Source organism: Actinomyces sp. zg-332 (assembly GCF_011751945.2).
Classification (GTDB): Bacteria; Actinomycetota; Actinomycetes; order Actinomycetales; family Actinomycetaceae; genus ZJ293.
This window is the reverse complement of record NZ_CP064951.1, coordinates 987864-1011232: the sequence shown is the minus strand read 5'-3', so window position 1 is coordinate 1011232 and position 23369 is coordinate 987864. Positions and strand designations below refer to the sequence as shown.

At 33.9% G+C, this 23369-nt stretch carries 19 protein-coding genes and 1 tRNA gene; 8 read left to right on the top strand and 12 right to left on the bottom strand.

The window, feature by feature from the left end:
• Positions 1-6 precede the first annotated feature (6 nt).
• The gene (gene aspA, locus HCQ94_RS04150; RefSeq protein ID WP_166982153.1) at positions 7-1443 is read left to right on the top strand and encodes an aspartate ammonia-lyase; all 1437 of its coding nucleotides are present in this window, start codon (positions 7-9) and stop codon (positions 1441-1443) included.
• A 362-nt stretch (positions 1444-1805) separates the two neighbouring features.
• Here aspA and metK read toward each other — a convergent pair whose 3' ends face one another.
• Positions 1806-2960 carry a methionine adenosyltransferase gene (metK, locus tag HCQ94_RS04145; protein ID WP_166982152.1) on the bottom strand — a complete coding sequence of 385 codons (1155 nt, stop codon included), beginning with the start codon at positions 2958-2960 and terminating at the stop codon, positions 1806-1808.
• Between the two features lie 277 nt (positions 2961-3237).
• Between metK and HCQ94_RS04140 the strand changes: the two genes are divergently transcribed.
• Positions 3238-4788, top strand: coding sequence for an amidase family protein (locus HCQ94_RS04140; protein WP_166982150.1), 1551 nt, complete (start codon positions 3238-3240; stop codon positions 4786-4788).
• 103 nt (positions 4789-4891) lie between these two features.
• On the opposite strand, the gene HCQ94_RS04135 is transcribed toward HCQ94_RS04140, so the two are convergent.
• From HCQ94_RS04135 to HCQ94_RS04120, 4 genes are all read right to left on the bottom strand, one after another.
• Complete coding sequence (locus tag HCQ94_RS04135; protein WP_166982148.1) at positions 4892-5464, bottom strand: xanthine phosphoribosyltransferase; 573 nt, start codon at positions 5462-5464, stop codon at positions 4892-4894.
• A gap of 109 nt (positions 5465-5573) precedes the next feature.
• Positions 5574-6998: a type I glutamate--ammonia ligase gene (glnA, locus tag HCQ94_RS04130; protein ID WP_166977900.1), complete on the bottom strand. Its 1425-nt coding sequence runs from the start codon at positions 6996-6998 to the stop codon at positions 5574-5576.
• A gap of 80 nt (positions 6999-7078) precedes the next feature.
• Entirely contained in the window at positions 7079-7786 is a 708-nt protein-coding gene (locus tag HCQ94_RS04125) for a DUF4191 domain-containing protein (protein WP_166982146.1), read from the bottom strand.
• A gap of 248 nt (positions 7787-8034) precedes the next feature.
• Positions 8035-9267 (bottom strand): MFS transporter, encoded by a 1233-nt coding sequence (locus HCQ94_RS04120; RefSeq protein WP_166982144.1) that lies wholly within the window; start codon positions 9265-9267, stop codon positions 8035-8037.
• 86 nt (positions 9268-9353) lie between these two features.
• Here HCQ94_RS04120 and HCQ94_RS04115 point away from each other — a divergent pair, with 86 nt between their 5' ends.
• Positions 9354-11027, top strand: coding sequence for a protein kinase family protein (locus HCQ94_RS04115; RefSeq protein WP_166982142.1), 1674 nt, complete (start codon positions 9354-9356; stop codon positions 11025-11027).
• 212 nt (positions 11028-11239) lie between these two features.
• Here HCQ94_RS04115 and sucB read toward each other — a convergent pair whose 3' ends face one another.
• From sucB to HCQ94_RS04100, 3 genes are all read right to left on the bottom strand, one after another.
• Positions 11240-12685: a 2-oxoglutarate dehydrogenase, E2 component, dihydrolipoamide succinyltransferase gene (gene sucB, locus HCQ94_RS04110; protein ID WP_166982140.1), complete on the bottom strand. Its 1446-nt coding sequence runs from the start codon at positions 12683-12685 to the stop codon at positions 11240-11242.
• Between the two features lie 12 nt (positions 12686-12697).
• The gene (gene lpdA / locus HCQ94_RS04105; protein ID WP_166982138.1) at positions 12698-14062 is read right to left on the bottom strand and encodes a dihydrolipoyl dehydrogenase; all 1365 of its coding nucleotides are present in this window, start codon (positions 14060-14062) and stop codon (positions 12698-12700) included.
• Positions 14063-14426: 364 nt separating this feature from the next.
• Positions 14427-15887, bottom strand: a complete 1461-nt coding sequence (locus HCQ94_RS04100; RefSeq protein WP_166982136.1) for a leucyl aminopeptidase — start codon at positions 15885-15887, stop codon at positions 14427-14429.
• 322 nt (positions 15888-16209) lie between these two features.
• On the opposite strand from HCQ94_RS04100, the gene HCQ94_RS04095 reads away from it, so the two are divergent.
• Complete coding sequence (locus tag HCQ94_RS04095; RefSeq protein WP_166982134.1) at positions 16210-17229, top strand: YeiH family protein; 1020 nt, start codon at positions 16210-16212, stop codon at positions 17227-17229.
• 63 nt (positions 17230-17292) lie between these two features.
• Here HCQ94_RS04095 and HCQ94_RS04090 read toward each other — a convergent pair whose 3' ends face one another.
• From HCQ94_RS04090 to HCQ94_RS04080, 3 genes are all read right to left on the bottom strand, one after another.
• Positions 17293-17754 (bottom strand): tRNA (cytidine(34)-2'-O)-methyltransferase, encoded by a 462-nt coding sequence (locus tag HCQ94_RS04090; protein WP_166982132.1) that lies wholly within the window; start codon positions 17752-17754, stop codon positions 17293-17295.
• A gap of 36 nt (positions 17755-17790) precedes the next feature.
• A tRNA-Leu gene (locus HCQ94_RS04085) sits at positions 17791-17876 on the bottom strand.
• Between the two features lie 85 nt (positions 17877-17961).
• Positions 17962-18276: a hypothetical protein gene (locus HCQ94_RS04080; RefSeq protein WP_166977882.1), complete on the bottom strand. Its 315-nt coding sequence runs from the start codon at positions 18274-18276 to the stop codon at positions 17962-17964.
• A gap of 167 nt (positions 18277-18443) precedes the next feature.
• Between HCQ94_RS04080 and HCQ94_RS04075 the strand changes: the two genes are divergently transcribed.
• Both HCQ94_RS04075 and HCQ94_RS04070 read left to right on the top strand, forming a co-directional pair.
• Positions 18444-18902 carry a pyrophosphohydrolase domain-containing protein gene (locus HCQ94_RS04075; protein WP_166977880.1) on the top strand — a complete coding sequence of 153 codons (459 nt, stop codon included), beginning with the start codon at positions 18444-18446 and terminating at the stop codon, positions 18900-18902.
• Positions 18903-18966: 64 nt separating this feature from the next.
• Positions 18967-19272: a DNA primase gene (locus tag HCQ94_RS04070; RefSeq protein WP_166977878.1), complete on the top strand. Its 306-nt coding sequence runs from the start codon at positions 18967-18969 to the stop codon at positions 19270-19272.
• Positions 19273-19304: 32 nt separating this feature from the next.
• On the opposite strand, the gene HCQ94_RS04065 is transcribed toward HCQ94_RS04070, so the two are convergent.
• Positions 19305-20270 (bottom strand): aldo/keto reductase, encoded by a 966-nt coding sequence (locus HCQ94_RS04065; RefSeq protein ID WP_166977876.1) that lies wholly within the window; start codon positions 20268-20270, stop codon positions 19305-19307.
• A 125-nt stretch (positions 20271-20395) separates the two neighbouring features.
• Between HCQ94_RS04065 and HCQ94_RS04060 the strand changes: the two genes are divergently transcribed.
• Complete coding sequence (locus tag HCQ94_RS04060) at positions 20396-20782, top strand: (deoxy)nucleoside triphosphate pyrophosphohydrolase (RefSeq protein ID WP_166982130.1); 387 nt, start codon at positions 20396-20398, stop codon at positions 20780-20782.
• A gap of 41 nt (positions 20783-20823) precedes the next feature.
• Positions 20824-23145, top strand: coding sequence for a trypsin-like serine protease (locus tag HCQ94_RS04055; RefSeq protein ID WP_166982128.1), 2322 nt, complete (start codon positions 20824-20826; stop codon positions 23143-23145).
• Positions 23146-23369: the final 224 nt, after the last annotated feature.

Below are 23369 nucleotides of genomic sequence, written 5' to 3'. Positions count from 1 at the left end.
GTAAAAATGCAATATAGAATCGAAAAAGATCTTTTGGGTGAAAAAAATATAAGCAATGACGCTTATTATGGTATAAACACACAAAGAGCGATTGAGAATTTTACTATAAGTGACCGCACAATAAATAATGTTCCAGTTTTTATTAAAGCCATGGCTAAGATTAAGAAAGCGTGTGCTTTAGCTAATAATGATTTGCGAGTTTTAGCTGATGACGTTACTGAAGCAATAGTTCATGCTTGTGACGAGATTATTGAAAATGATCGTTGTTTAGACCAATTCCCAATTGATGTATTTCAAGGCGGTGCTGGTACTTCAGTCAATATGAATACTAACGAGGTTGTTGCAAATTTAGCACTTGAATATGTTGGAAAAGACAAAGGGGATTATGAAGTAATTAATCCTAACGATCACGTTAATAAATCTCAGTCCACTAATGATGCTTATCCTTCAGGGTTTAGAATTGCTACATATGAAATGGTTGCTGAATTAGTTGAACATGTTGATATGCTAGCAAATAGTTTTAGCAAAAAAGGGGACGAGTTCAAAGACGTTATTAAAATGGGACGTACTCAGCTCCAAGATGCTGTTCCTATGACACTTGGAAGCGAGTTTAAAGGTTTTTCTGTAAATTTGCGTGAAGAAATTAAAACTTTGCGTACCTCAAGCCAATTGCTACTAGAAGTAAACCTTGGCGCTACTGCTATTGGTACAGGTGTAAATACCCCTGACGGATATGCAAAGCGTGCAGTTGAGCGTTTAGCTGAAGTTACAGGATACGATGTTTCTTTAGCTGAAAACTTGGTTGAAGCAACTTCAGATAACGGTGCATACGTTTTTGTCCACGCAAGTTTGAAACGTCTAGCTGTAAAACTAAGTAAGATTTGTAACGATTTGCGTCTATTATCCTCAGGGCCTAGAGCTGGTCTAGCTGAAATTAAGCTTCCTGAAATGCAAGCTGGTTCTTCCATCATGCCTGCAAAGGTTAACCCAGTTATACCTGAAGTGGTAAATCAAGTTGCTTTCAAAGTAATGGGTAATGACGTTTGTGTTACTCTAGCTGCTGAAGCAGGACAGCTACAACTAAATGTTATGGAGCCATGTCTTGCCCAGTCAATGTTTGAGTCCATTACTTTGCTAATGAATGCTTGTGATGTATTGCGTACACGTTGTGTAGACGGTATTAGCGCAAATGAAAAAGTATGTTACGACTATGTCATGAATTCTATCGGTCTTGTGACTTATCTAAATGATGTAATAGGACATCATAAGGGGGATGAGATTGGCAAGATTGCTGCTCGCACAGGTAAGAGTGTTCGCGAAATTGTTTTGGAAGAAAATATTTTACCTGAGGACAAATTAAATGAAATTTTGAGTGTAGAAAATCTAATTGCGCCAAAATACAAAGGTGAATATTTTGAGAAGGGTCAAAAGACTATTTTTTAACATATAGGTATGAAACTTTAGTGGGTGAGGTTTATTGTGACTTCACCCATTATTGTTTAACTAGTTATATAAGGTAAATATTATTGTGATGTATTTTATATAGAACTATTGCTTAGGAATATGAGCGTAAATATAGCTTTATTTGTTCTATTTACGCGGATGAGTGGTGCGTAGGCTCCATAGGGGGGGAATAAGCTTTTATCTTGTACGTTCAGGGATTTTCATCTTATTTGTTGTTTAGTTTATTTATAAGCTATTTGTATTTATCTGCGTATTTTGTGTGTTATATAAAACAAAACTGTAGTACCTACATTCAATAATGTTTAGAAGTGATACTACAGCTTTAAATGCTTTAGAAATAACTACTTGAGTAAGTCAACTAGCTCTTTGGCTTTATGCGTCTTTTCCCAGCTAAAGCTAGTTTTACTAAAGTGTCCATAAGCTGATGTTTGACTATAGATAGGCAAAAGCAAATCTAAGTACTCAATTATAGCTCCAGGTCGCAAATCAAAGACTTTTTGCACTGCTTCGCTTAAATCTTGTTCACTATGCGTGCTTGTATTGAAAGTTTTTACATTTACAGCAACAGGGCTAGCTTTACCAATAGCATAGGATAAACATACTTCACAGCGTTCAGCCAATTTTGCCTCTACAATAGTCTTTGCAATGTGACGAGCCATATAAGCAGCGCTACGATCAACTTTTGTTGCATCTTTGCCACTAAAAGCTCCACCACCATGTGGGCCAAGACCTCCATAAGTATCAACCATCAACTTTCTACCAGTCAAACCAGTATCAGCTGCAGGGCCTCCTTCTACGAACTGCCCAGCTGGATTGATGAATATATCAGTATCTTCATCGAGTGGGAATTCTTCAAAAACAACTGGTAGTACTTTGTTAGCAATTTCTTTACGTAAAGTATCTAAGTCTTTAGAGGCTTCATGCTGTACGGACAGTACTACAGTTTTTATTTTCTTTGGCTTTCCATCTTCGTATTCAACGCTTACTTGAGCTTTACCATCAGGTAGAAGTCCAGAAATAACTCCACTTTTTCTTGCAATATCAATGTTTTCACATAGTTTGTGTGAAAGTACTAGGGCAAGAGGAAGTAGTTGAGTGGTTTCGTTAGTTGCATAACCGTATACGCTACCTTGATCACCAGCTCCAAGAGATGAATAAGGGGAATCGTCACCATTGCGATATTCTAACGCATTATCTACACCGTGAGCGATGTCTTTACTTTGCTGATGTACATAAACAAAGATTTTGAAGTCTTGCGGATTGTAGCCCACTGTTTTTAAAGCATTTTCAGTTATGCTTTGAATATCTACTTCAGCAGAGCAAGTTATTTCTCCAGCAACGAATATATTGCCTTTAGTTGCCATTACTTCACATGCTACACGCGAATACTTATCCTTGCTTAAACATTCGTCTAATACAGAATCTGATATAAAATCACAGAGTTTATCAGGGTGTCCCATACATACGCTTTCAGCTGTCAAGAATGTTTTAAGCATTTTTTCTCCATCGAATAATTTATTTACGTTAGTTAATAATATTAAATTTTTTATAATTTGTTAATGTACTTTTTAAAAATATTTAATTACAAGTAATTTTTTAGTAGTCTATTGAGAGTAAAAGTATATCATTAGCGCTAGTAACATAAGTGTAAATAAAATTTAAAATAAATAAAATAATAAAGTTCTAAAATCATGTATAAGAAAATAATTACGTTTATAATGTTGGTAATGTGATTTAGATTTTTAGTGTATAGATAATTCAAGAGTAGGACGTATGAATAATATTAAAAAACTTTTGGCTCTATTTGTAACAGCTTTCATTTTTGTTAGTAGTGGATTTGTAATTATTTCTAGGTATATAAAGCGTATTTTTAAAGAATCTCCACAAGAAGCTATTCAATATAATCAGAAAAAAGTTAGAGATGTTATAAATGCCCAGATTAAAGGTTTTGACATCGAATCTATCAAATCTAAAAAACATTTAATCTTAGAACGCACGATAGAAGAAATTCAAAAAAGCGTGCAATCAGGAGAACTATCTTACACTGAAATTACAGTATTTTACTTGAATCGTATTAAGGAAATAGATCAGAAAGAATACGGTTTGAATGCGATTGCTGAAGTCAATCCTGAGGCTGTAAAACAGGCTCAGAACTTTGATTTACACAAAAATGAAGCCAACTCGCCTTTATATGGTCTACCAGTGACTTTGAAAGACAATATTAATACTGTTGATATGCCAACTAGTGCTGGTACTTATGCGTTCAAAGATTTCGTTCCTAATGACGATGCTCAAGTAGTTAAGAATTTACGAAACGCTAATGTTTTAATATTAGCTAAAGTGAATTTGTCTGAACTCGCTCACTTTATGGATTATAAAACTCCAAGTGGATATAGTTCTAAAGTAGGACAGACTAGGAATCCTTTTGCACCATTGGAACTATCGCCTTCAGGATCTAGTACTGGAAGTGCAGTGAGCATAGCTACTAATATTGGAGTATTTTCAATAGGGACAGAAACGACTGGTTCAATTATTGCTCCAGCTTCCATACAATCAGTTGTAGGTATGAAATCTTCTAGAGATAGTATTTCACGAGAAGGAGTTTTCCCACTTTCTTCAACTTTAGATAGCTTAGGACCTATTGCTCGTAATGTAACTGATGCTCTTCAAGCTTATAATTCAATTGTTGATGATAAAAAACTTTGTTTAGATATAGCTAAATTGGATAAAAATTATATAAAAGGTAAGCGTATAGGGATAGTTCAGACACAAAATTCTAAGACAAATGAACTCATATCTATTCTTGAAAAAGCTGGGGCTGAGGTAGTAAAAGTAAGGTTTGATGAAAACGGTATTAATTATTTAGACATTATAAATAATGACTTTAAATTTGACTTTGCTAATTTCGCTAAAAAATATAATTTGCCTTTAAAGAATTTACAAGAATTGATTGATTACAATAGAGCTGATCTTTCACGCAGGGCAAGGTACGGTCAAATTCTTTTAGAAACTTCAAATGAGATTAAAGAAAATAACGTTAGGGGAGTATCAAGACAGGTTATACTCGCTAAAAACCGCCTAGATTCTTTGCGTGAACGCTATGATTTAGATGCTTTTGTATTCTTTAATAATGAGAGCGTAATACTACCAGCTGTAGCAGGATATCCTTATATGAGCATTCCTTTTGGCAAAGATGAAAAGGGTATTCCTCAAGGTACAACATTTGTTGTGGGCGAGAGTGAAGAAAAAGAGTTATTCTGCTTTGGATATGCATTTGAGCAAATGGCAAATGGTAGAGTAATACCTAAAAAATATGGTAAATAGTAACTTTGATGCTATTTGAGTAATAGGGTTTATGGATTTTCAAGGTTTCGAGGTCTATAAACCCTATTATTATGCGTAATATTGCATAAATTGTTAAATGATACTAATTAACAAACTCTATGCCATTGGTGGTGATTTTTGAAAGTTTTGCTAGAGATTCTAGTTTTATACCTGTTTCTCGTATTAAATTTGCACCTTTTTGGAAGCTTTTTTCTATCACAATTCCACTACCTGCAATATTAGCATTAGCTTGTCTGCAAATATCTATTAGACCTAGTAAGGCTTTTCCATTTGCTAGAAAATCATCTATTATAAGCACATTATCATTAGACGATATATACTTTTTAGACACTAAAACTTCATAGTCTTTATTGTGTGTGTAGGAGTGAACTTTTGTTACATATACATCAGTATTTAGTGTTTTAGAAGTAGATTTTTTAGCGAAAACTACAGGAACGTTGAAGTATTGTGCTGTTATGCTTGCAATGGCTATTCCTGAGCTTTCAATAGTTAAGATTTTTGTAATAGTTTCGCTAGTGAAACGTTTTTTAAACTCTTCACCTATTTTATTTAGTAGATTTATATCTATTTGGTGATTTAGAAAACTATCTACTTTTAAAATATTATCTTTTTCAACTATACCTTGTTTTCTTATATATTCTTTTAAGAGTTCCATTTTAGTTTTTTTGCTTAGTGTATTTAGTTTGCAAATGGTTTTATAGATGATATTAAAAGATTGTTGCTGAAGTTATTATTCTTCAACAACAATCTAATTTTATTTGAGTTTACATATTGTAGTACAACTCGTACTCGTATGGGTGAGGGCGTTCAAGCATAGGCAAGATTTCATTGTGATACTTATAGTCAATCCAAGTATCAATTAAATCTTGTGTGAATACGTCGCCTTCCATCAAGTATTCGTAATCCTCTTCAAGATTATGTAAAGCTTGTTCTAGTGATGAAGATAGTTTTTCAATATCATCATATTCTTCTGGTGGCAATTCGTACAAGTCTTTATCGATAGGAGCTGAAGGTTCAATACGGTTCTTGATACCATCAATTCCAGCCATCAAGCAAGCTGCAAAAGCTAAGTATGGGTTAGCTGTAGGATCTGGTACACGATATTCAACACGTTTTGCTTTTGGTGAAGAACCAACGATTGGAATACGTATACAAGCAGAACGGTTGCGAGCAGAATAAACTAGGTTTATTGGAGCTTCAAACCCAGGTACTAAACGGCGATATGAGTTAACAGATGGGTTAGTAAAAGCAAGTAGTGATTGTGCGTGCTTTAATAAACCACCAATAAACCAGCGAGCTGTATCTGATAAGCCACCATAACCAGTTTCATCGTGGAATAAAGGTGTTCCATCTTTCCAAAGTGAGAAGTGGCAGTGCATACCTGAACCGTTGTCTTTCCAAAGTGGTTTAGGCATGAAAGTAGCAGTCTTACCAAATTCAAAAGCTGTGTTTTGAATTACATATTTAAACTTCATCATGTCGTCAGCTGCACTTAGTAAGCTATTGAAACGATAGTTTATTTCTTGTTGCCCAGCATTTCCAACTTCGTGATGAGAACGTTCAATTTCCAAGCCGACTTCCTGACAAATTTTACTCATTGCATCACGAATATCAGCTGACTGATCGGTTGGAGAAACTGGGAAGTAACCAGCTTTGAAAGGAATCTTGTATCCTAGGTTTCCACCCTCTTCTTCACTAGCACTATTCCAAGCAGCTTCTTGAGAATCAATTTTGAAGAAAGTTTCCTCAGGTGTAGTTTTGTAGCGTATTTCGTCGAATAAGTAAAATTCAGCTTCAGCACCTATATAGCATGTGTCAGCAATACCGGTTGAACGTAAATAATTTTCAGCTTTAGCAGCAATCTGTCGTGGATCACGGCTAAAAGGTTCATTAGTGAATGGGTCGACCACAGCAAAATTCATTATTAGAGTTTTTGCATGTCTAAAAGGATCAACATAGGCTGTAGATAAATCTGGTAGTAGTTTCATATCAGATTTGTGTATTTCAGAGAAACCGCGTATTGAAGAACCATCAAACATGAGGCCTTCAGTTAGGATATCTTCGTTAAAAGCATTGACGGGAATTGTAAAGTGCTGCATTACTCCGGGAAGATCACAAAAACGTACGTCAATATTTTCTATTTCTTCACTTTTTATATAGTCTATTGTTTCTTCTACTGTTTTGAACATTTCAATACACCCTTCCTAATGTACCTTTATTATTTCCGTCCTCAATCAAAATAGCCCTGTGCTTTTACACAGGGCTATTTTTAACGAATTTGTCTCTTCATATTCTTCATTTTCATTGGGTCAATTCCTTTAGGCATAGGCATACCTTTTTGTGCTTGCAAAGCTGATAAACGTTTTGCAACTGCTGGAATTTCTCTACTTGTAAGTTTTGTTTGACCCTTTAGCTTACGTATAGTTGATAGTAATTTTGATAGAGGAATTTGATTTTCTTCATTACCAACTTGGACTTTGTGAATAGGTACATTAGGCACTACACGGGTATACTTTTTGGCTTCGTCATCTAGTAAAGGACGTACGCGAGTTGAAGGTCCTTCACTAATTAAGATAATTCCGTTACGGCCAACTGCACGCCAGACAAGGTCTTGGTTTTTGTTGAAAGCCACTGGTTGTTCATCTATAATCCAGCCACGTTTTACCTGTGAAAGGACTGCAGATACAGCACCCAGATGTCCGTCTATTTGTTTGTACATTGCTTTACGTACTATAAATGAAAGAGTGGAAAGTACTACAAGAATAGAGGTTAAGATTCCTAAAAATAGCATGTAGTAGAAATAGTTTATAGCGTAGCCTATTAACAAGAATACAGCTATTGTTGCTATAAATACACTCAATAGTATCCAAGCAAGTGCAGGATAAGACCTACGACCAACATTATAAGAATCTTTTATATTATGGTAGAAACGTCGTTTCTTTGGGGCATTTTCTGTAGTAACGTTTTTATTTGCCAAAATAATCCACTCCGTCTAAAAGAATAAATATTCTTTGCATTACATAGATAAATATTTTAGCAAATAAACTCTCAAAAGTTTATAAAAATAAGTAACGATTAAAAAATAGTTTTCAAATAAGTAGCTTGATAAAAGTTTACTTTACTAGTATTTTACATACTATCTTATACAGCCTTATATAAAGTTTTTACAAAATAGTTAGAGAAAGCGCTCATAAAGTAAGAGTAACATTTTTTATATAAAACAGATTACTTATTACAAGTACAAGTAATCGAATCACGTTTTGTCATTTTGATTTTAATCATTAATCCCATAGCTATACAAATTACGCAAGATAATAAACAAATAACCAAAGATGTGTTGCCGTTATATATAGAAGCAATCTGTCCTGCAATAGAAGAGCCTATAGCATTTCCAACAATTATTGATGAGCATATAGCAGCCATAGCTATTTGTAAGGAAACCTGTTTTGAAAGTAATTCACCTATAGAAAAAATAGTTACTAAACACGGACCAATAAAAGTACCTAATATGAATAAAAATACAGTTACCCAGGGAAGGGAAGTAATAAACAGACAAGGTAGTGTGGATAAGAATAGGAAAATGGAAAATAAAATTTGTCTATCCCATAATGGTAGTGTTACGGGTAAAGCTACTAAAAGCATTGCTGCTATGCTAGAAGAAATACCTATAGTCGCATAGCTTAGACCTGCGTAAGAAGAAGATCCATATACATTTGCTATTTCAGTAATGCTTACTTGCATCGCACCAAAGAAAATACCTATTGAAGCGATGGAAAATATAGGCATATATACTGCTTTTAAAGTCTTAAAAATGGATATGTTGTTCTTATCTTTCAATTGTGTTTTAGTATTAGTTTTATAATCAACTTTTCTAAGGAGACTTAATATAAAAACTGTATTGAAGACCATTACTAATGTAGCCATTGTCACTAAAAGTACAAATTCGCCGAAAAAAGAGCTGATTATTCCTACTAAAGTTGGACCTAATACATATAATAGTTCATCAGTACTTGATTCATAAGATAAAGCTAATTGTATATTCTCGTAACTGACAGAATTTCTAATCCAGATAGAACGCGTTATAGACCCTATAGGAATCATGCTGGCGCCGATTAAAATACAATTTATATAAATTATGTAACTAGGATAATTACTTGCTAAAACTACTGTTAGAGAAAAAAGCGATATAACAGTGATAGGTAGAATGAAAGAAATTATTTTTCTAGCTCCAAAAATGTCACAATACTTACTTATCAGCAAACTAGAAAAAGCAGAAGCAAAACTCAAACAAGCAGTAGAAAAACCAGCAATTACTATAGAATCGGTAGCATACCTTACGCAGATAAGAATACCTAAAGGAAACATAGTATAAGGTAGTTTTGCCAGTAATATTAGGAACATATTTATAGGTGAGATAATAGAAAACAAGTTTCTATACTCTTTTATACGTTCTAACATTTTTCTCACATTACTATAATATTTTAGTTATCCACAATATAGAAAATTATACTATATTCGTGCGAATAAAATGCGATAGTGTTTTTATGGAAAATGAAGACTACGAAATCATCAAAGTTGCACGTATATTGGAAGGAAGCCCAATATGGTTACTAAAAGACAAGAATGGTAACAGTTATGAAGGGCAAATAATATGTTATTCATCAGAAAAGGAATTAATAAACTACACAAATTGGAGCAAACTTTACGATAAGTGTAGTATTTTTGAAGCTATGCCTAGAATAGTTGATTTTCAAGTATTAAATGATAATCAGTTGCTCATAGTTTATGAACATTTTGACTTTGCCGCATTATGTGAAACTACGTTTAGCTCTTACGAACAAATAAGAAATTTTTCTTTACGCCTTATAGATATTGTTGAGAATATACATAAAGTGGGACTTTATCACAATAACTTAAACTCAGAAAATATATTAGTTTCTAACGATGTACATCCAATAATTGCTGGGTTTATTTTAGGGAATGAAAGTGCTACGAAAAGCAATCTTAGTAAAAGTGAGTATAGCTCATATATTTTGAAAGATATAAATGATTTAAAAGAAATACTAAGCGATTTAGAAGTCAAAAGTGCTGTCTTATTGCAAGATAATAAAGTGCCGAAAATCAAAAGAAACGACAGCGGAATTATAGAACAAAATATAAGTGTTACTTCTAATAATGATTGGAAAAATATTTACTCAGCTACTAAGGGACAAAATCTAGAAAATGAAACTAATCACACTTTTAATGCTAGTTATGGAAGTCATTATACAAACGATGCTGGTGAGCTTATAAAAAGTCATAATAATATGCCACAAGAAAGTTTTGAACCAAACCTTATAAAACAAAGCAGTATAAGTGACATAAGTGGCAAATATGAAAGCACTAGTAATCATAAAAGTAATAAAAGTATGAGTTTTAGTGTTGATAGGGAAAATATAAGTGAAAATGCCTTGAAAAAAGTTAGCTACGAAGAGTTATTTCCTGAAGAAACAAGTAAATCTAGGGATATAAATAAAATACTCAAGACTATTGTTATGGTTACTTTTAGTTTTTCTATAATGAGTGTATTTTGTTTTATCTATATTTATTTATATGCTTTTGGAAACCAAACTCATAGTTATAACTCTGTATTAGGAAAAGACAAAACTAGTAATAATATTAGTGCTACGAGGATGAAAAGTGGTATTTCTTCATATAAGGATAAAAGGAATACAACAGCAGAGAATAAACTTATAAAATCCCTAAAACATAAAAGCGTGGACAACGTCAAAATTAATAAAAACTCATATAAATTTATTGGGAATGCTATCAGCAACAGTAACTATAAAAATAAAATAAAAAACAAAATACAAAAACTATTAAATACTGAATCTAACTTATACAAGACAAGAGATATTAATTCTTTGGAAAAAATACCTGATATTTCAAACGAGATAAATAAAATTAAGGAAAATCTGCATAGGCTGATAGATGAAAAAATAAGAATTTTACATTTGAAATATATAGTGAATAATATACTTGAAGTAGAGAAAAACTACAGTGAAATGCTTATACAGGCTGATGTAACTGTTGAAAAAATAGAATTCACGAAAAATGGGCAATATAAGGAAAGTGAGCCCCAAATACTAACTGCTAGTACTATAAAAACTAACTTGGGTATGACAAAGATATTAGAAAAAGATTTTGATATAAGTCGGTGGGTATTTGCTGAAAAGTGACTCTAAAATAGCAAAATACTACTGTTTTATGGTTTTTAAACTATGCGTATTTGTAATAAAATTTTCCTTGAAAGTTCTAGTACATGAATAGACGCATTTATTACTTTGGATAAGAAAATATGGCGCATAAACCTTGATAATGCTTTAGACGTATTAAGACAAGTAAGTGGTGAAGTCTTTATGAAATCACCACTTACTTAATCAAAATTTATTTATAAGGTAATATTTCCTTCTTCAATAGCTACCTTAACTTCGTTTAAATAACGAGCTGCATCAGCACCGTCAACTAAACGATGATCATAACTCAAACATAGATTAACCATCGGTCTAATACCAATAGTTTCATTACCATATTCGTCTTTTAATACCACCGGACGACGAACAATCTTTGGAATAGCTAGTATAGCTACTTCTGGTTGATTGATAATTGGGGTATCGATTATAGTTCCGCCAGATCCTGTATTTGTTATTGTGAAAGTCGAACCAGATAGCTCATTTGGTGTTAATTCATTACTACGAGCACGGCTAGCAATATCTGCAATAGATTTTGCAACTCCAGTCGTAGATAAATCATTTGCGTTCCTAATTACAGGTACTAGTAGTCCTCTAGGTGTGTCAACTGCAATACCAATGTGCTCATGATCATGATATACAATTTCATCACCAGTAATTGTTGCATTTAACTTTGGATGGTTACGCAAAGCTGCAGCTGCAATTTTGACAAAGAAAGGAAGAAAAGTTAGTTTTATTCCTTCTGTGGCTAAAAATTCATTCTTATGTTTTTGACGTAAAGCCCATATATTTGAACAGTCTACTTCTACTACTGAAGTTAGCTGTGCTGAAGTTTGTATAGACTCTATCATTCTACGAGAAATAACTTGACGTAGCCTAGACATTTTTACAGTTTTTCCACGTAGCTGTTCTGCTTGCTCATTAGTTACCACAGTTGAAGCCGAAGTAGATTTTGAAGAAGCTGTAAGGGCTTCTTCAGCTGCTTTCTTCTTTGCTTCTATTGCCTCTTGAACATCTTGGCGACGTATTCTTCCACCAATTCCGCTACCTTTGATTACGGACAAATCAATGTCGTTGTCTTTGGCTAGCTTACGTACAATTGGTGTGACGTAGGCTGAAGAATTTACTTGCTGTAGTGAAGCTGAATCTGTTTGAAGCGGAGTTGGATTATCTACTACTGAAGGTGTGGTAGGTACTTCACTTACAGAAGTAGATGTTACGCTCACTTCAGGAATATCTACTTTCGGAGGAGTCAATTCTTCTATTACAGGAGGATTTGGCTGAGCTTGTTCAACACGAGATACTTCTTCAAGAACTACTTCTGGAGCTGGAACAGTTGTTTCTTGCACTGTAGATGTTATAGATTCAGAATCTGAAGAGACAGGGGTAGAAGAAGTAGGTAATTCACTACTTTCGCCAATAATACATAACACTGTACCTACATCAACTGTATCATCTTCAGGCACGAGAATTTCAGTAACGACACCTGAAATAGGGGAAGGAACTTCTGAGTCTACTTTGTCAGTTGATACTTCGAGCAAAGCTTCATCTGCTTCTACAAAGTCACCTACTTGCTTTAACCAACGTGATACGGTACCTTCAGTTACCGATTCGCCAAGAGCTGGCATTTTTACTGATTCAGACATAATGTTCCTCCTTTAGTTATGTGCATGCAAAGGTTTTCCAGCCAAAGCCATTGCAGCTTCGCCAATAGCTTCATTTTGAGTTGGATGTGCATGTATAAGATTTGCTACATCTTCAGGATAGGCTTGCCAATTAACTATTAGTTCACCTTCGTTTACTAATTCACCCATGCGTTCTCCAATTGCATGGAAACCACAAATAGGTCCATTCTTTTCACGTACTAATTTGATGAAACCTGTAGTGTTTAGAATCTGGCTCTTACCATTACCAGCAAGATTGTACTCTACGATTTCTACGTTATCTTTTCCTAGTTTTTCTTCAGCTTGTTTTTGAGTTAAACCTACTGAAGCTATTTCTGGATTACAGTATGTAACTTTAGGAATATTGCTGTCAGATATTAGTTCTGGTGATAGACCAGCAATTTCTTCGGCAATAAAGATACCGTGAGCAAAGCCTCTATGTGCTAGTTGTAGACCAAATACAATGTCACCACAAGCATATATATTTCCAATGCCTGTGTGTAGACGCGCATTTGTTTGAACAAAACCACGGTCTATTGTTATACCGTTTTCTTCTAATCCTATATTTTCGGTTACTGGACGGCGACCAATTGCTACAAGTAATACTTCAGCCTCGAATTTGTCACCGTTTTCAGTTTCAACGATTACGCTATCTGTAGTTTGAGTGGCTTTTGCAAAACGTGTGCCGAGTTTGAAATTTATATTGCGTTTTTTATAAGCTTTTTCCAGTGATTTTGATATGCTTTCGTCTTCATTAGGGGCAAGATGATTTAAACCTTCAATAATGGTTACTTCAGATCCTAGCGAATTCCAAACAGATGCGAATTCTACACCGATTACTCCGCCACCTAAAATAATTGCTGATTTTGGTATAAATTCTAGTTGTAAGGCTTCATCAGAAGTTATTATTCTTCCATCAATAGGTAGAGTAGGTAGAGTGCGAGTAGTAGAACCCGTGGCTATGACTATATTCTTACCTTCGATTATTTCTCCATTTACAATTACAGAGTTTTTACTATGTAACTTTCCAAAGCCTTCTATATAAGTTACATTACGAGCTTTTATTAAGCCTTGTAGACCTTTGTAAAGCTTTTCAATAACACTATTTTTATATTCAGATACTTTTTTCATATCTATATTTTCAATGGATGAAAATATACCGTACTTTTCACTTTCGTTTATATTGTCAACTATCTCAGCACAGTGTAATAGAGCTTTAGTTGGTATACAGCCTTTATGTAGGCAAGTGCCACCGACTTTATTTCCTTCTATTAAACATACTTTTAAGCCAAGTTGAGCACTTCTCAAAGCACAAGAATATCCGGCTGAGCCACCGCCCAAAATTACTACATCGTACATTTTGTATGCTTTCTATTTGAAACTACAGATACTTAAAATTGTCGCATTAAAATTATGTTTTTTATAGATTAGCTATGTATTGATTGTGGTAATTACTTATAAAGAATAGATAAAGTAATAAAAGTAAAATATATAGAAAATACATTGAGGAACTATTTTACTAACTCTCATATATCCCAGATGTCGAATTTTCAATCAGTATTTACCGTTTTACTAAAATATTTTAAAGGGAAAGTGAGTATAGTACAAATATGGCATATTTTTCATAACGTTATAGTTTTATAGTCGCATGTAATTAATTGCCGATAAATAAAAATATCGTGTGAGTATAACAAAGCATACCCACACGATATAAAATACAAACTTACTTAGCTTGATTTTCGATATAAGCAACTAGAGTTGAAAGGCTAGCTCCTGTAGCTCCCTTAGGTGTGTATCCCCAAGCAGATCCATTGTTGAAAGATAGTCCAGCAATGTCTATATGAGCCCAAGGAATCTGACCAACAAATTCACGTAAGAACAAGCCAGCTGATAGCATTCCACCTTCTCTAGCACCGATATTAGCAATATCTGCCATTGGAGTCATCATTGCTTCTAGTAGCTGTTCTGGTAGAGGCATTGGCCACATCTGTTCTCCAGAAACGCCTGTAGCATTTACAATTTCATCACGAATTTGTGGACTACCCATTACACCAGCATACTTTGATCCTAGAGCAACAATCTGAGCTCCAGTTAGGGTAGCAACATCGATGACACAATCTGGGTTTTCTTCACAAGCTAGTGACAAACCATCAGCTAGTACCAAACGACCTTCAGCATCTGTATTCAAAACTTCAACAGTCTTACCGTTACGTATGCGAATTACGTCTGATGGACGCTGAGCAGTACCACTTGGCATGTTTTCAGCACAACATAGCCATGCTGTAATCTTGATAGGTAGTTCTAGCTTTGCACACGCCAAAATTGTATGAGCAACTGTTGCAGCACCTAGCATGTCTGACTTCATTTCTTCCATTGAAGCAGAAGGCTTTAGTGACAAACCGCCTGAGTCGAAAGTAATGCCCTTACCAACTAAAGCAATATGTTTCTTTGCTTTGCTTGGTGTATAAGTCATTTTGATTAGACGTGGAGGACGAGCTGAACCTTGACCTACGCCTAGCATTCCACCACATTTTTCCTCTAGAAGTTTGTGTTCGTCCCAAACTTCAATCTTTACTTTTGTACCCTTAGCATAGTCTTGTACTTCTTCAGCGAAACTTTCTGGATACAAGAAGTTAGGAGTTTCATTACCCATATCACGTACATTTGAGATAGCTTCAGATAAAATTTCAGCACGCTTTATATTCTCTTTTACTGTTTTTTCTTTTAGAGAAGTAACAACGTATATTTCTTCAATTTTTGTACGTGGATCTTCTTTATAGTATTCAAATCTATAATCTCCACACAAAGCACCTTGTACTATTGCTTCAAGTTCTTCAGGGTTTGAATGTGGGAAATCAATAGCTACAGTTTTTGCACCGTCAAGTGAGCGAGTCAATGCTCCAACTGTACGACGCAAATCTTCAACGCTAGGCTTATTGGAATCAACTCCTACAAAAGCAACAACTTTTGCTTTAACGTTGCCAGCACTAACGACCTTTGCAATTTTTTCTTTCGAACCATCTGAACCAAGAATCTTTAGAGTACTTTCACACTCTTTCTTGAACTTTGATGGGAGACACTCAGCTAAAATAACTGGTGTTTTATCTGCTTTAGCTACTGCTAAAACAAGCACGTCTACATCTAGTTTAGATGCATCTTTAGTATAAATTTTAATTTCGCTCATAACACAATGATATACCTGATATAAAATATTTTTTAGTGTCAACATTCTACTAACATCTTTAAAATGCATAAAGATTAGCTAATTTTTATAAAATAAGTATTAAAACTCCCTAAGTAATGGCAAATATTACGTTGATAAATACGTATTGATACTCACCATTTTTACTTTTAGCATATTTCCTTAGCGAAACTTGAACTTTACTTTATTTTTCTCACGGCGTAGAATTCATAAGGTAGTTTGCTTGACTAAAACTAACAGTGAACACAAAGCAGTGTTTAAACCGTAAGAAACCAATGATTATAGTGAGATTTACGTGCAGATAATGGCTAAAATTAAAGGTATTAGCGTGTGCCTACTTATCGCTATACCTAGTTTGTTTTTAGGAAAATTATTTCCGATTATAGGTGCTCCTGTTTTCGCTATCCTTATTGGTATATCAATATCATCTGTGCTAAAAGATAAGTTTTTCTTTTTATCGCTAAGATACGGTATAACTTTTACTTCAAAAGTAGTTTTGCAATGGGCTGTTATTTTATTAGGATTTGGCTTAAACCTTAACGTTATATTAAAAGTTGGCAAACAATCTTTACCGATTATAATTTTTACTATTTCTGGTGCTTTGCTGACTGCGTTTGTCCTTTATAAAGTGATGAATGTATCAAGGAATTTAGCTATTCTGATAGGTGTTGGGTCGAGTATATGTGGGGGCTCAGCTATAGCGGCTACTGCTCCTGTTATAAAAGCTGATGACACTCAAATAGCTCATTCGATATCAGTTATTTTCTTATTTAACGTTTTAGCTGCACTCATTTTCCCGAACTTAGGGATGCTCATAGGATTTGATACGCTAAATCCTGATCCTTTCGCTATTTTTGCAGGGACTGCTGTAAATGATACTTCTTCTGTGACAGCTACTGCTAGTACTTGGGATAGTTTGCACCATTTAGGATCACAAACATTAGATAAAGCTGTGACTGTGAAATTAACTAGGACTTTAGCAATTATTCCGATAACTTTTGCTTTATCTCTTATTCTTTCTAAGTCTGAAAATAATTCATCTTTTAGCTTTAAAAAATCTTTCCCAATGTTTATTGTTTACTTCTTACTTGCGAGTATTTTTACAACAGTAAGTTCTTATTTTGGAATGAGTGCGCAAGTTTTTGATGTCGCTAAAGAAATAAGTAAGTTTTTGATTGTATTAGCGATGAGTGCAATAGGTCTGAATACTAATATTTCAAGCTTACTTAAATCCGGTTACAAACCTATATTCTTAGGTTTGGTATGTTGGATTATGGTTGCAGTTACCAGCTTAGCCTCTCAGCGATTTTTAGGTATATGGTAAGGATAAGCTGTAAAAATAGTCGAAATTACTTATTCTTTGACAAACCGTGGAATTTTATAAAAGCTAAACAGCGTCACAAAATCCCATTTGACGCCAAGCTTCATAAACTGCAATAGAAGCTGAAACAGCAAGGTTTAAAGAACGGTTATTAGGCATCATTGGTATACGTAATTTTTTAGCTATACGAGGGTTATTTAAAACTTCTTCAGGTAAGCCATTAGATTCTCTACCAAATAGTAAGCCATCACCATCTTTGTATTTTACATCTGTGAAAAATTCATTCGAGTGACCTGTAAAAGCATAAATATTTCCAGATATGTCATTCAAAGCATCTTCAAGATTAGGATGAACTTTTACGTGTGCCATATCATGGTAGTCTAGACCAGCTCTTTTGACTTTAGCACTGTCCATATCAAAAGATAAAGGCTCTACTAAATGTAGCATTGAATTAGTACAAGCAGATAAACGGATAGCATTTCCACTATTTCCAGGGATTTCTGGCTCAAAAAAAATAATATGTAACATTGTTTATCCACCCATTTATACAAATTTCAGATATAGTGTCCGAGAGGGGACTTGAACCCCCACGACCTAAAAGCGGTCACTAGCACCTCAAGCTAGCGCGTCTACCATTCCGCCACCCGGACTTGCAACTTCAAAAGTATAGCAGTTATTTTTAATCTAATTCAAATTATAATTATATTTTATTTATTTTCTAAACTAATTTTTTATCTATGCTTTAAAGTTATCAAGTTTTTCCTGCAATCGGTCCACGATTTCTTTTTGTTTTAAACAATATTCTTCAAGATCATTTATGCGTTCTTCAAAGTGACTAAGCACGAAGAACAACTCTCTGAAAGCACCATTAAACATTCCAATAGAACCAGCAACATTTATTCCTTGGGAAGTTACAGCATTATGGTAAGCACGTATATATGGAGTAGCAATTGATATAGTTTCAGGGTGATCTTCTTCTTTTAGAAAAGGCAATTCAGGTATTACATTTCTTCTTCTATCATTCTTATTTTCTTTTTGTGCGTTATCCATTTTTACCTCAATAATCAAAATATATTAAAAGTTACATATATAATCATAGTCTAGATAAAATAAATACAGTATAAATAGTTTAGAAAATGTTATTTATTAAAGACTAATAGTTTTAAAATAAGAATGATAAAATTGTGATAATTATTGATTTTATATTTGGAGCGTAAATGAATATTCCAGACAGTGCTAAACCACTAGATTTAGTTAAACAATTTCACGAAACATATAAACTTCCAGTGTATGATGGTTCTCCTACACTAGAAACTGAACGTTTAAATATGCGTATGGGACTTATTGCAGAGGAGTTTAGTGAACTAGTTGAAGCTGTTTATGGACAAAAGGCTGGTGAAATTGCACGTAAATCTTATGAAGATATTCTAGAAAACGACCAAAATAACAGAGATATAGTCGAAACAGCAGACGCATTAGCTGATTTAGTGTACGTGATTTACGGTATGTCACTAGAATGCGGGATTGACTTAGAAGCTGTATTAAAAGAAGTACAAGCATCTAATATGTCTAAATTAGGTGAAGACGGAAAACCAATTTATCGTGAAGATGGAAAAGTTTTGAAAGGCCCTAACTTTTTTGAACCAGATATTAAAAAAGCTCTAGGTTTAAAATAGCCTTTAAGAGATTAAATATGGTAACTTTGTTAGTAAAACCTGCGATATTAAGAAGGATCTTTAAATGACAAAATCACGTATTGCACTTGATGAGCTTTTAGAAGCTTTTGAGAAACACTATGCCATCGCTTCTAACGAAGATAGTAGTGATGATGAAATTCTAGAAGCAGAAGATGAGTTACTAAATGCATTTTTTGTCTACGATGATTCTTTATATCTTGAACACGGTGTTGAGATTCCAATTGACTTGTTAGCTGATCTATTTGACGAAATAGGTCAAGACGAAAATTATGATGAAAATGAAATAGATTCATCTTCACACTATAGCGATGAAGAAGATGAAGATTATGACTTGGACGATGACATCTAAATCATAACTTAGTAAATAGGCTGTCTAGAGAACTAAAACTTTTCTGGATAGCCTATTTTTATATTACTTATAGTATCTAAAGCGTTTTCTATTTGAATTGGTAAAGTATTTTCTACATCATTTAGCAATTCTTGTAACTGGGAATTATTTCTAGCACCTACTAAAGCTGAAGAAATAAAGGGCTTATTTATAATCCATTTTAAAGCTACTTGACTAGGTGCAAGGTTTAGGCCATCAGCTGCAGTTACTAGTCCTTCTACGATATGAGCGTTGCGTTCATTGAGATAAGGCTCTACAAATCCATATAGGTGAGTAGTTGCTCCTCTGGAATCAGTTGGAATGCCTTCTCTATATTTGCCAGTTAATATGCCTCTACCTAAAGGTGACCATGCAAAAATTCCAATATTATTATACTCACAGGCAGGTATTACTTCTTTTTCAATTCCTCTTTCTAATAAACTATATTCCATTTCTAAGGCGCTAACGCTATGTTTTTGATTAGAAGAGTTCAAAAGTGTATGTATTTGTGTGGCTGACCAAGCAGAAAAATTTGAAAGACCTACATATCTTGTTCTACCTGTTGATAAAGCATATTCTAAGGTATCAGTCAGCTCATAAAAATCTATACTGTAATCAGGTTGAGCTACAAACCATATATCCAAATAATCAGTATTTAAAGTTTTTAAAGTTGAATCTAAGTTCTCTAGTAAGTTTTTCTTGGAAATATCTATGTGACTTCCATTAGATGTAAATTTTATTCCAGATTTTGATGACAAGATTAAATCAGAACGTGAGTATTTTTCTTCAAGTAATTTTCCAAGTATGTACTCGCTATTTCCGTAATTAGGGGCAGTATCTATTAAATTTCCTCCATGTTCTATGAAAGTGTTCAATTGCTGATCACATTCATATTCATCTGTGTCACGTCCCCATGTCAGTGTTCCTAGACCGACAGCAGATACTTTCAACCCTGATTTACCTACTTGTTTTAATTTCATAAGTTAAATTTAGAGCATATATTTTACTAATTCTAGTTTTGTTAAAGAATTTCACTATCTTTGTATAAAATGTAAAGAGGTAAGGTTTCTTTTCGATATATTTTGATGAAGTAAGATGGTGTAGTATGAAAATAGTTACGGTTGTAGCAGGAGTATTCATTGATGGGAACAAAATTTTTAGTTCTCAGCGGAGCAGAGGAACTCACAAAGGATCGTGGGAATTTCCCGGTGGAAAAGTTGAAGATAATGAATCACATGAACAAACGTTAAAGCGTGAAATAATGGAGGAACTAGGGGCGGAAATAAAAGTTATTGCTTCTTATGACACAGTTGAGTATGAATATGAAGACTTTTATTTAAAAATGTATTTGTATTTAGCTGAGTTTATAACAGAACCAAAGTTGATTGAGCATCTTGATTTTAAATGGCTGAGTGTCGATGAAATTGATGATATAAAATGGTTGCCTGCGGATATTGCTATATTGCCTAAAATCAAAGAGAGCTTATCCTGATATACTGCTGTATGTGATTTATTTTATAGTTTAGGAGCATTGTGAGTATTAGAAAATTAGTGTACTTATTTTCTTTCTTAGTGGTAACTTGTGGGATTTTCGTATCTATTCCTGAATATGCTAATGCTGCAGGAATAATAGAAGAAAACTCTCCAACTTCAACGGTTAGAATAAATATTAAAACTCCTCAAATCAGAGGGGAATGCTCAGGTACGTTGATAGAACCTAATAAAGTTCTTACTGCTGCTCACTGTATCACGGAAGTATATGAAAATGACAAACCTACACATTTATCAGGCGATATAAATAACTACCTTGGGTATGGAAGTAATCAATACTTCTTCCCAAAATATACTTTTGTTTTAACAGGTAGCAACTCATATACCAATTTATCTGAATATTATGCTGTTTCTTATGTTGCTCATCCTACATCAGATGTTGCTGTATTTACTCTAAATAAAAATGTAAAAAATGCAAAAATTGCAAAAATAAATAGTGATTTACCTAACTATTATACAAATTTGACTACTTGTGGAATACGTAACACTAAAACAAATGATTTACCTTATCTACTTCGCAGATCTGTTGAAAAAGATGGAAAAACTTTCTGTGGAAATTCAGCTGTAAATTCTTATGGTCGTGCTGGATTATCTTCTCAAAAAACCTTTACAGTATTCATACCAGGGTATAGAAGTGTTGCTAACGATAACTGGGGAGCAATATTTCCACATAGAGCAGGTGTAGTATTTGATCGCATAGTTGCATCATCACCAGCTGTTACTTTGGAAGGAGATTCAGGAGGACCGGTTTATCTATCAGGTACAAATACAATTGTTGGTTTGACTAGAGGTGGAGAAGGCGGAATAAATGGTAGTAACGTATTTACACCTATATTCGAAGTTGGTAATTGGTTAAATAAGACTGCTGGTATAACTAACGTATCTTTAGAAGGGAAAGCTCCTAAAGGTGTTAACGCTACAATGCCTGGTGTTGAAAAAAGTAAACTTAGCTCTAGGGAAAAACTTATACAGTTTTCAAAGGAACAACATAAAGTTCTAGGTAAAGCAGTAAATGAGATAAAGTGTGGTCTTCCTGATGATGGTTGTGTTCAGTCTTTTGTTGATAGTTTCGGTGTTCGTCGCGCTGTTTATGCTTCGGACTCTTCTAATCCTTCCGTTCTTAAGCTGTCTGGAGCTATTGGCACTTACTATAAGAGTATAGGCTGGGAAAATTCTGCCTTCGCTTATCCTATTAGTGGTGAACAAGAACTATCTAGAGGCATTTGGATTCAGCACTTCCAAGGCGGTAGTATAACTTATATTTCTGGTACTGGTATTATTCCTGTAACTTTCGATAACCCTATTGGAGCTTTATATAAAGATAATAAGAAATCACTCGGTTATCCTATAAATAACAAGCGTTGCGGTCTTGCTAACGGTGGTTGTGTACAATCATTTGCAAATCCTGCAGATGGCTCAAAGTACGCTATATATTCCAAAGACAATAAAGCTTATTACGTAAAACTATACGATAGTGTTAGTAAGTATTGGGCTGAAAAAGGCTGGGAAAACTCACCGTTTGGATATCCAATCAGTAATCCTGAAAAACAAGGCAATGCAATAGTTCAAGACTTTGAGAATGCTAGTATTACATTTGATGGTAGGATTAGATTTGAATATGAAAACAGCTCAGGTGGTAGGATAGCTAGACATTGGAATGAAAACTATTTCAAGTATGGCTTACAGATTAACGCTATGAAGTGTGGTCTAAATAATAGCGGTTGTGTACAGTCATTTGAAAACACTGACACTAAGAAACGTTACGCTATTTATTCTTCAAACTCTGGCTATGTTTCAGCTCTGGACCTAAATAGTGCGTTCGGTAAATATTACGCATCAAATGCTTGGGAAGATGGTAGATTAGGTTACCCTATTTCTGAGGAAAAATACAACGGTAATAAAGCTAAACAAGAGTTTGAAAATGGTGTACTGTATTTAGTTGGCAATCAAATAATTCCTGTATATAGTAATGAACCTATTGGTCAGTATGTTTACAATTCTGCTGATGATCTTTATCCATCTAATACGATGAAATGTGGCTTGAAAGATAAAGGATGTGTTCAGGTATATTTGAATCTTAAAGACAACCTTGAATATGCTTTATATCAACATAATGGTGTAGTAGCTAAAGTTGCTTTGAATGATCCTATAACTAAATACTGGATAAGTCTTGGTTGGGAAAATTCTGCATTTGGCTACCCAATTTCTGATAAAGAACAAACTATAGATGGTTTTAAACAAAGGTTTGAACACGGAATTATTTTGTACGAAAGAGGAGTCATAAAAACTATACCTCAATGGTAAAAACTCTATAAGAAAATGGCTAAGATTTTGAATACTTTTACAATCTTAGCCACTTTTATTTTTTATTATCTACTTATCAATAAATACTGTTTTACAGAAACAGAAAAATATTAGTAACTATTGATGAAAGTAATATAAATTATTTTAGGTAAAGTATAAATAAAAGCTGTAATGCTCCTATAGTATATGTATATAAAACTGGAATATTTATGCTTTATTTCTGC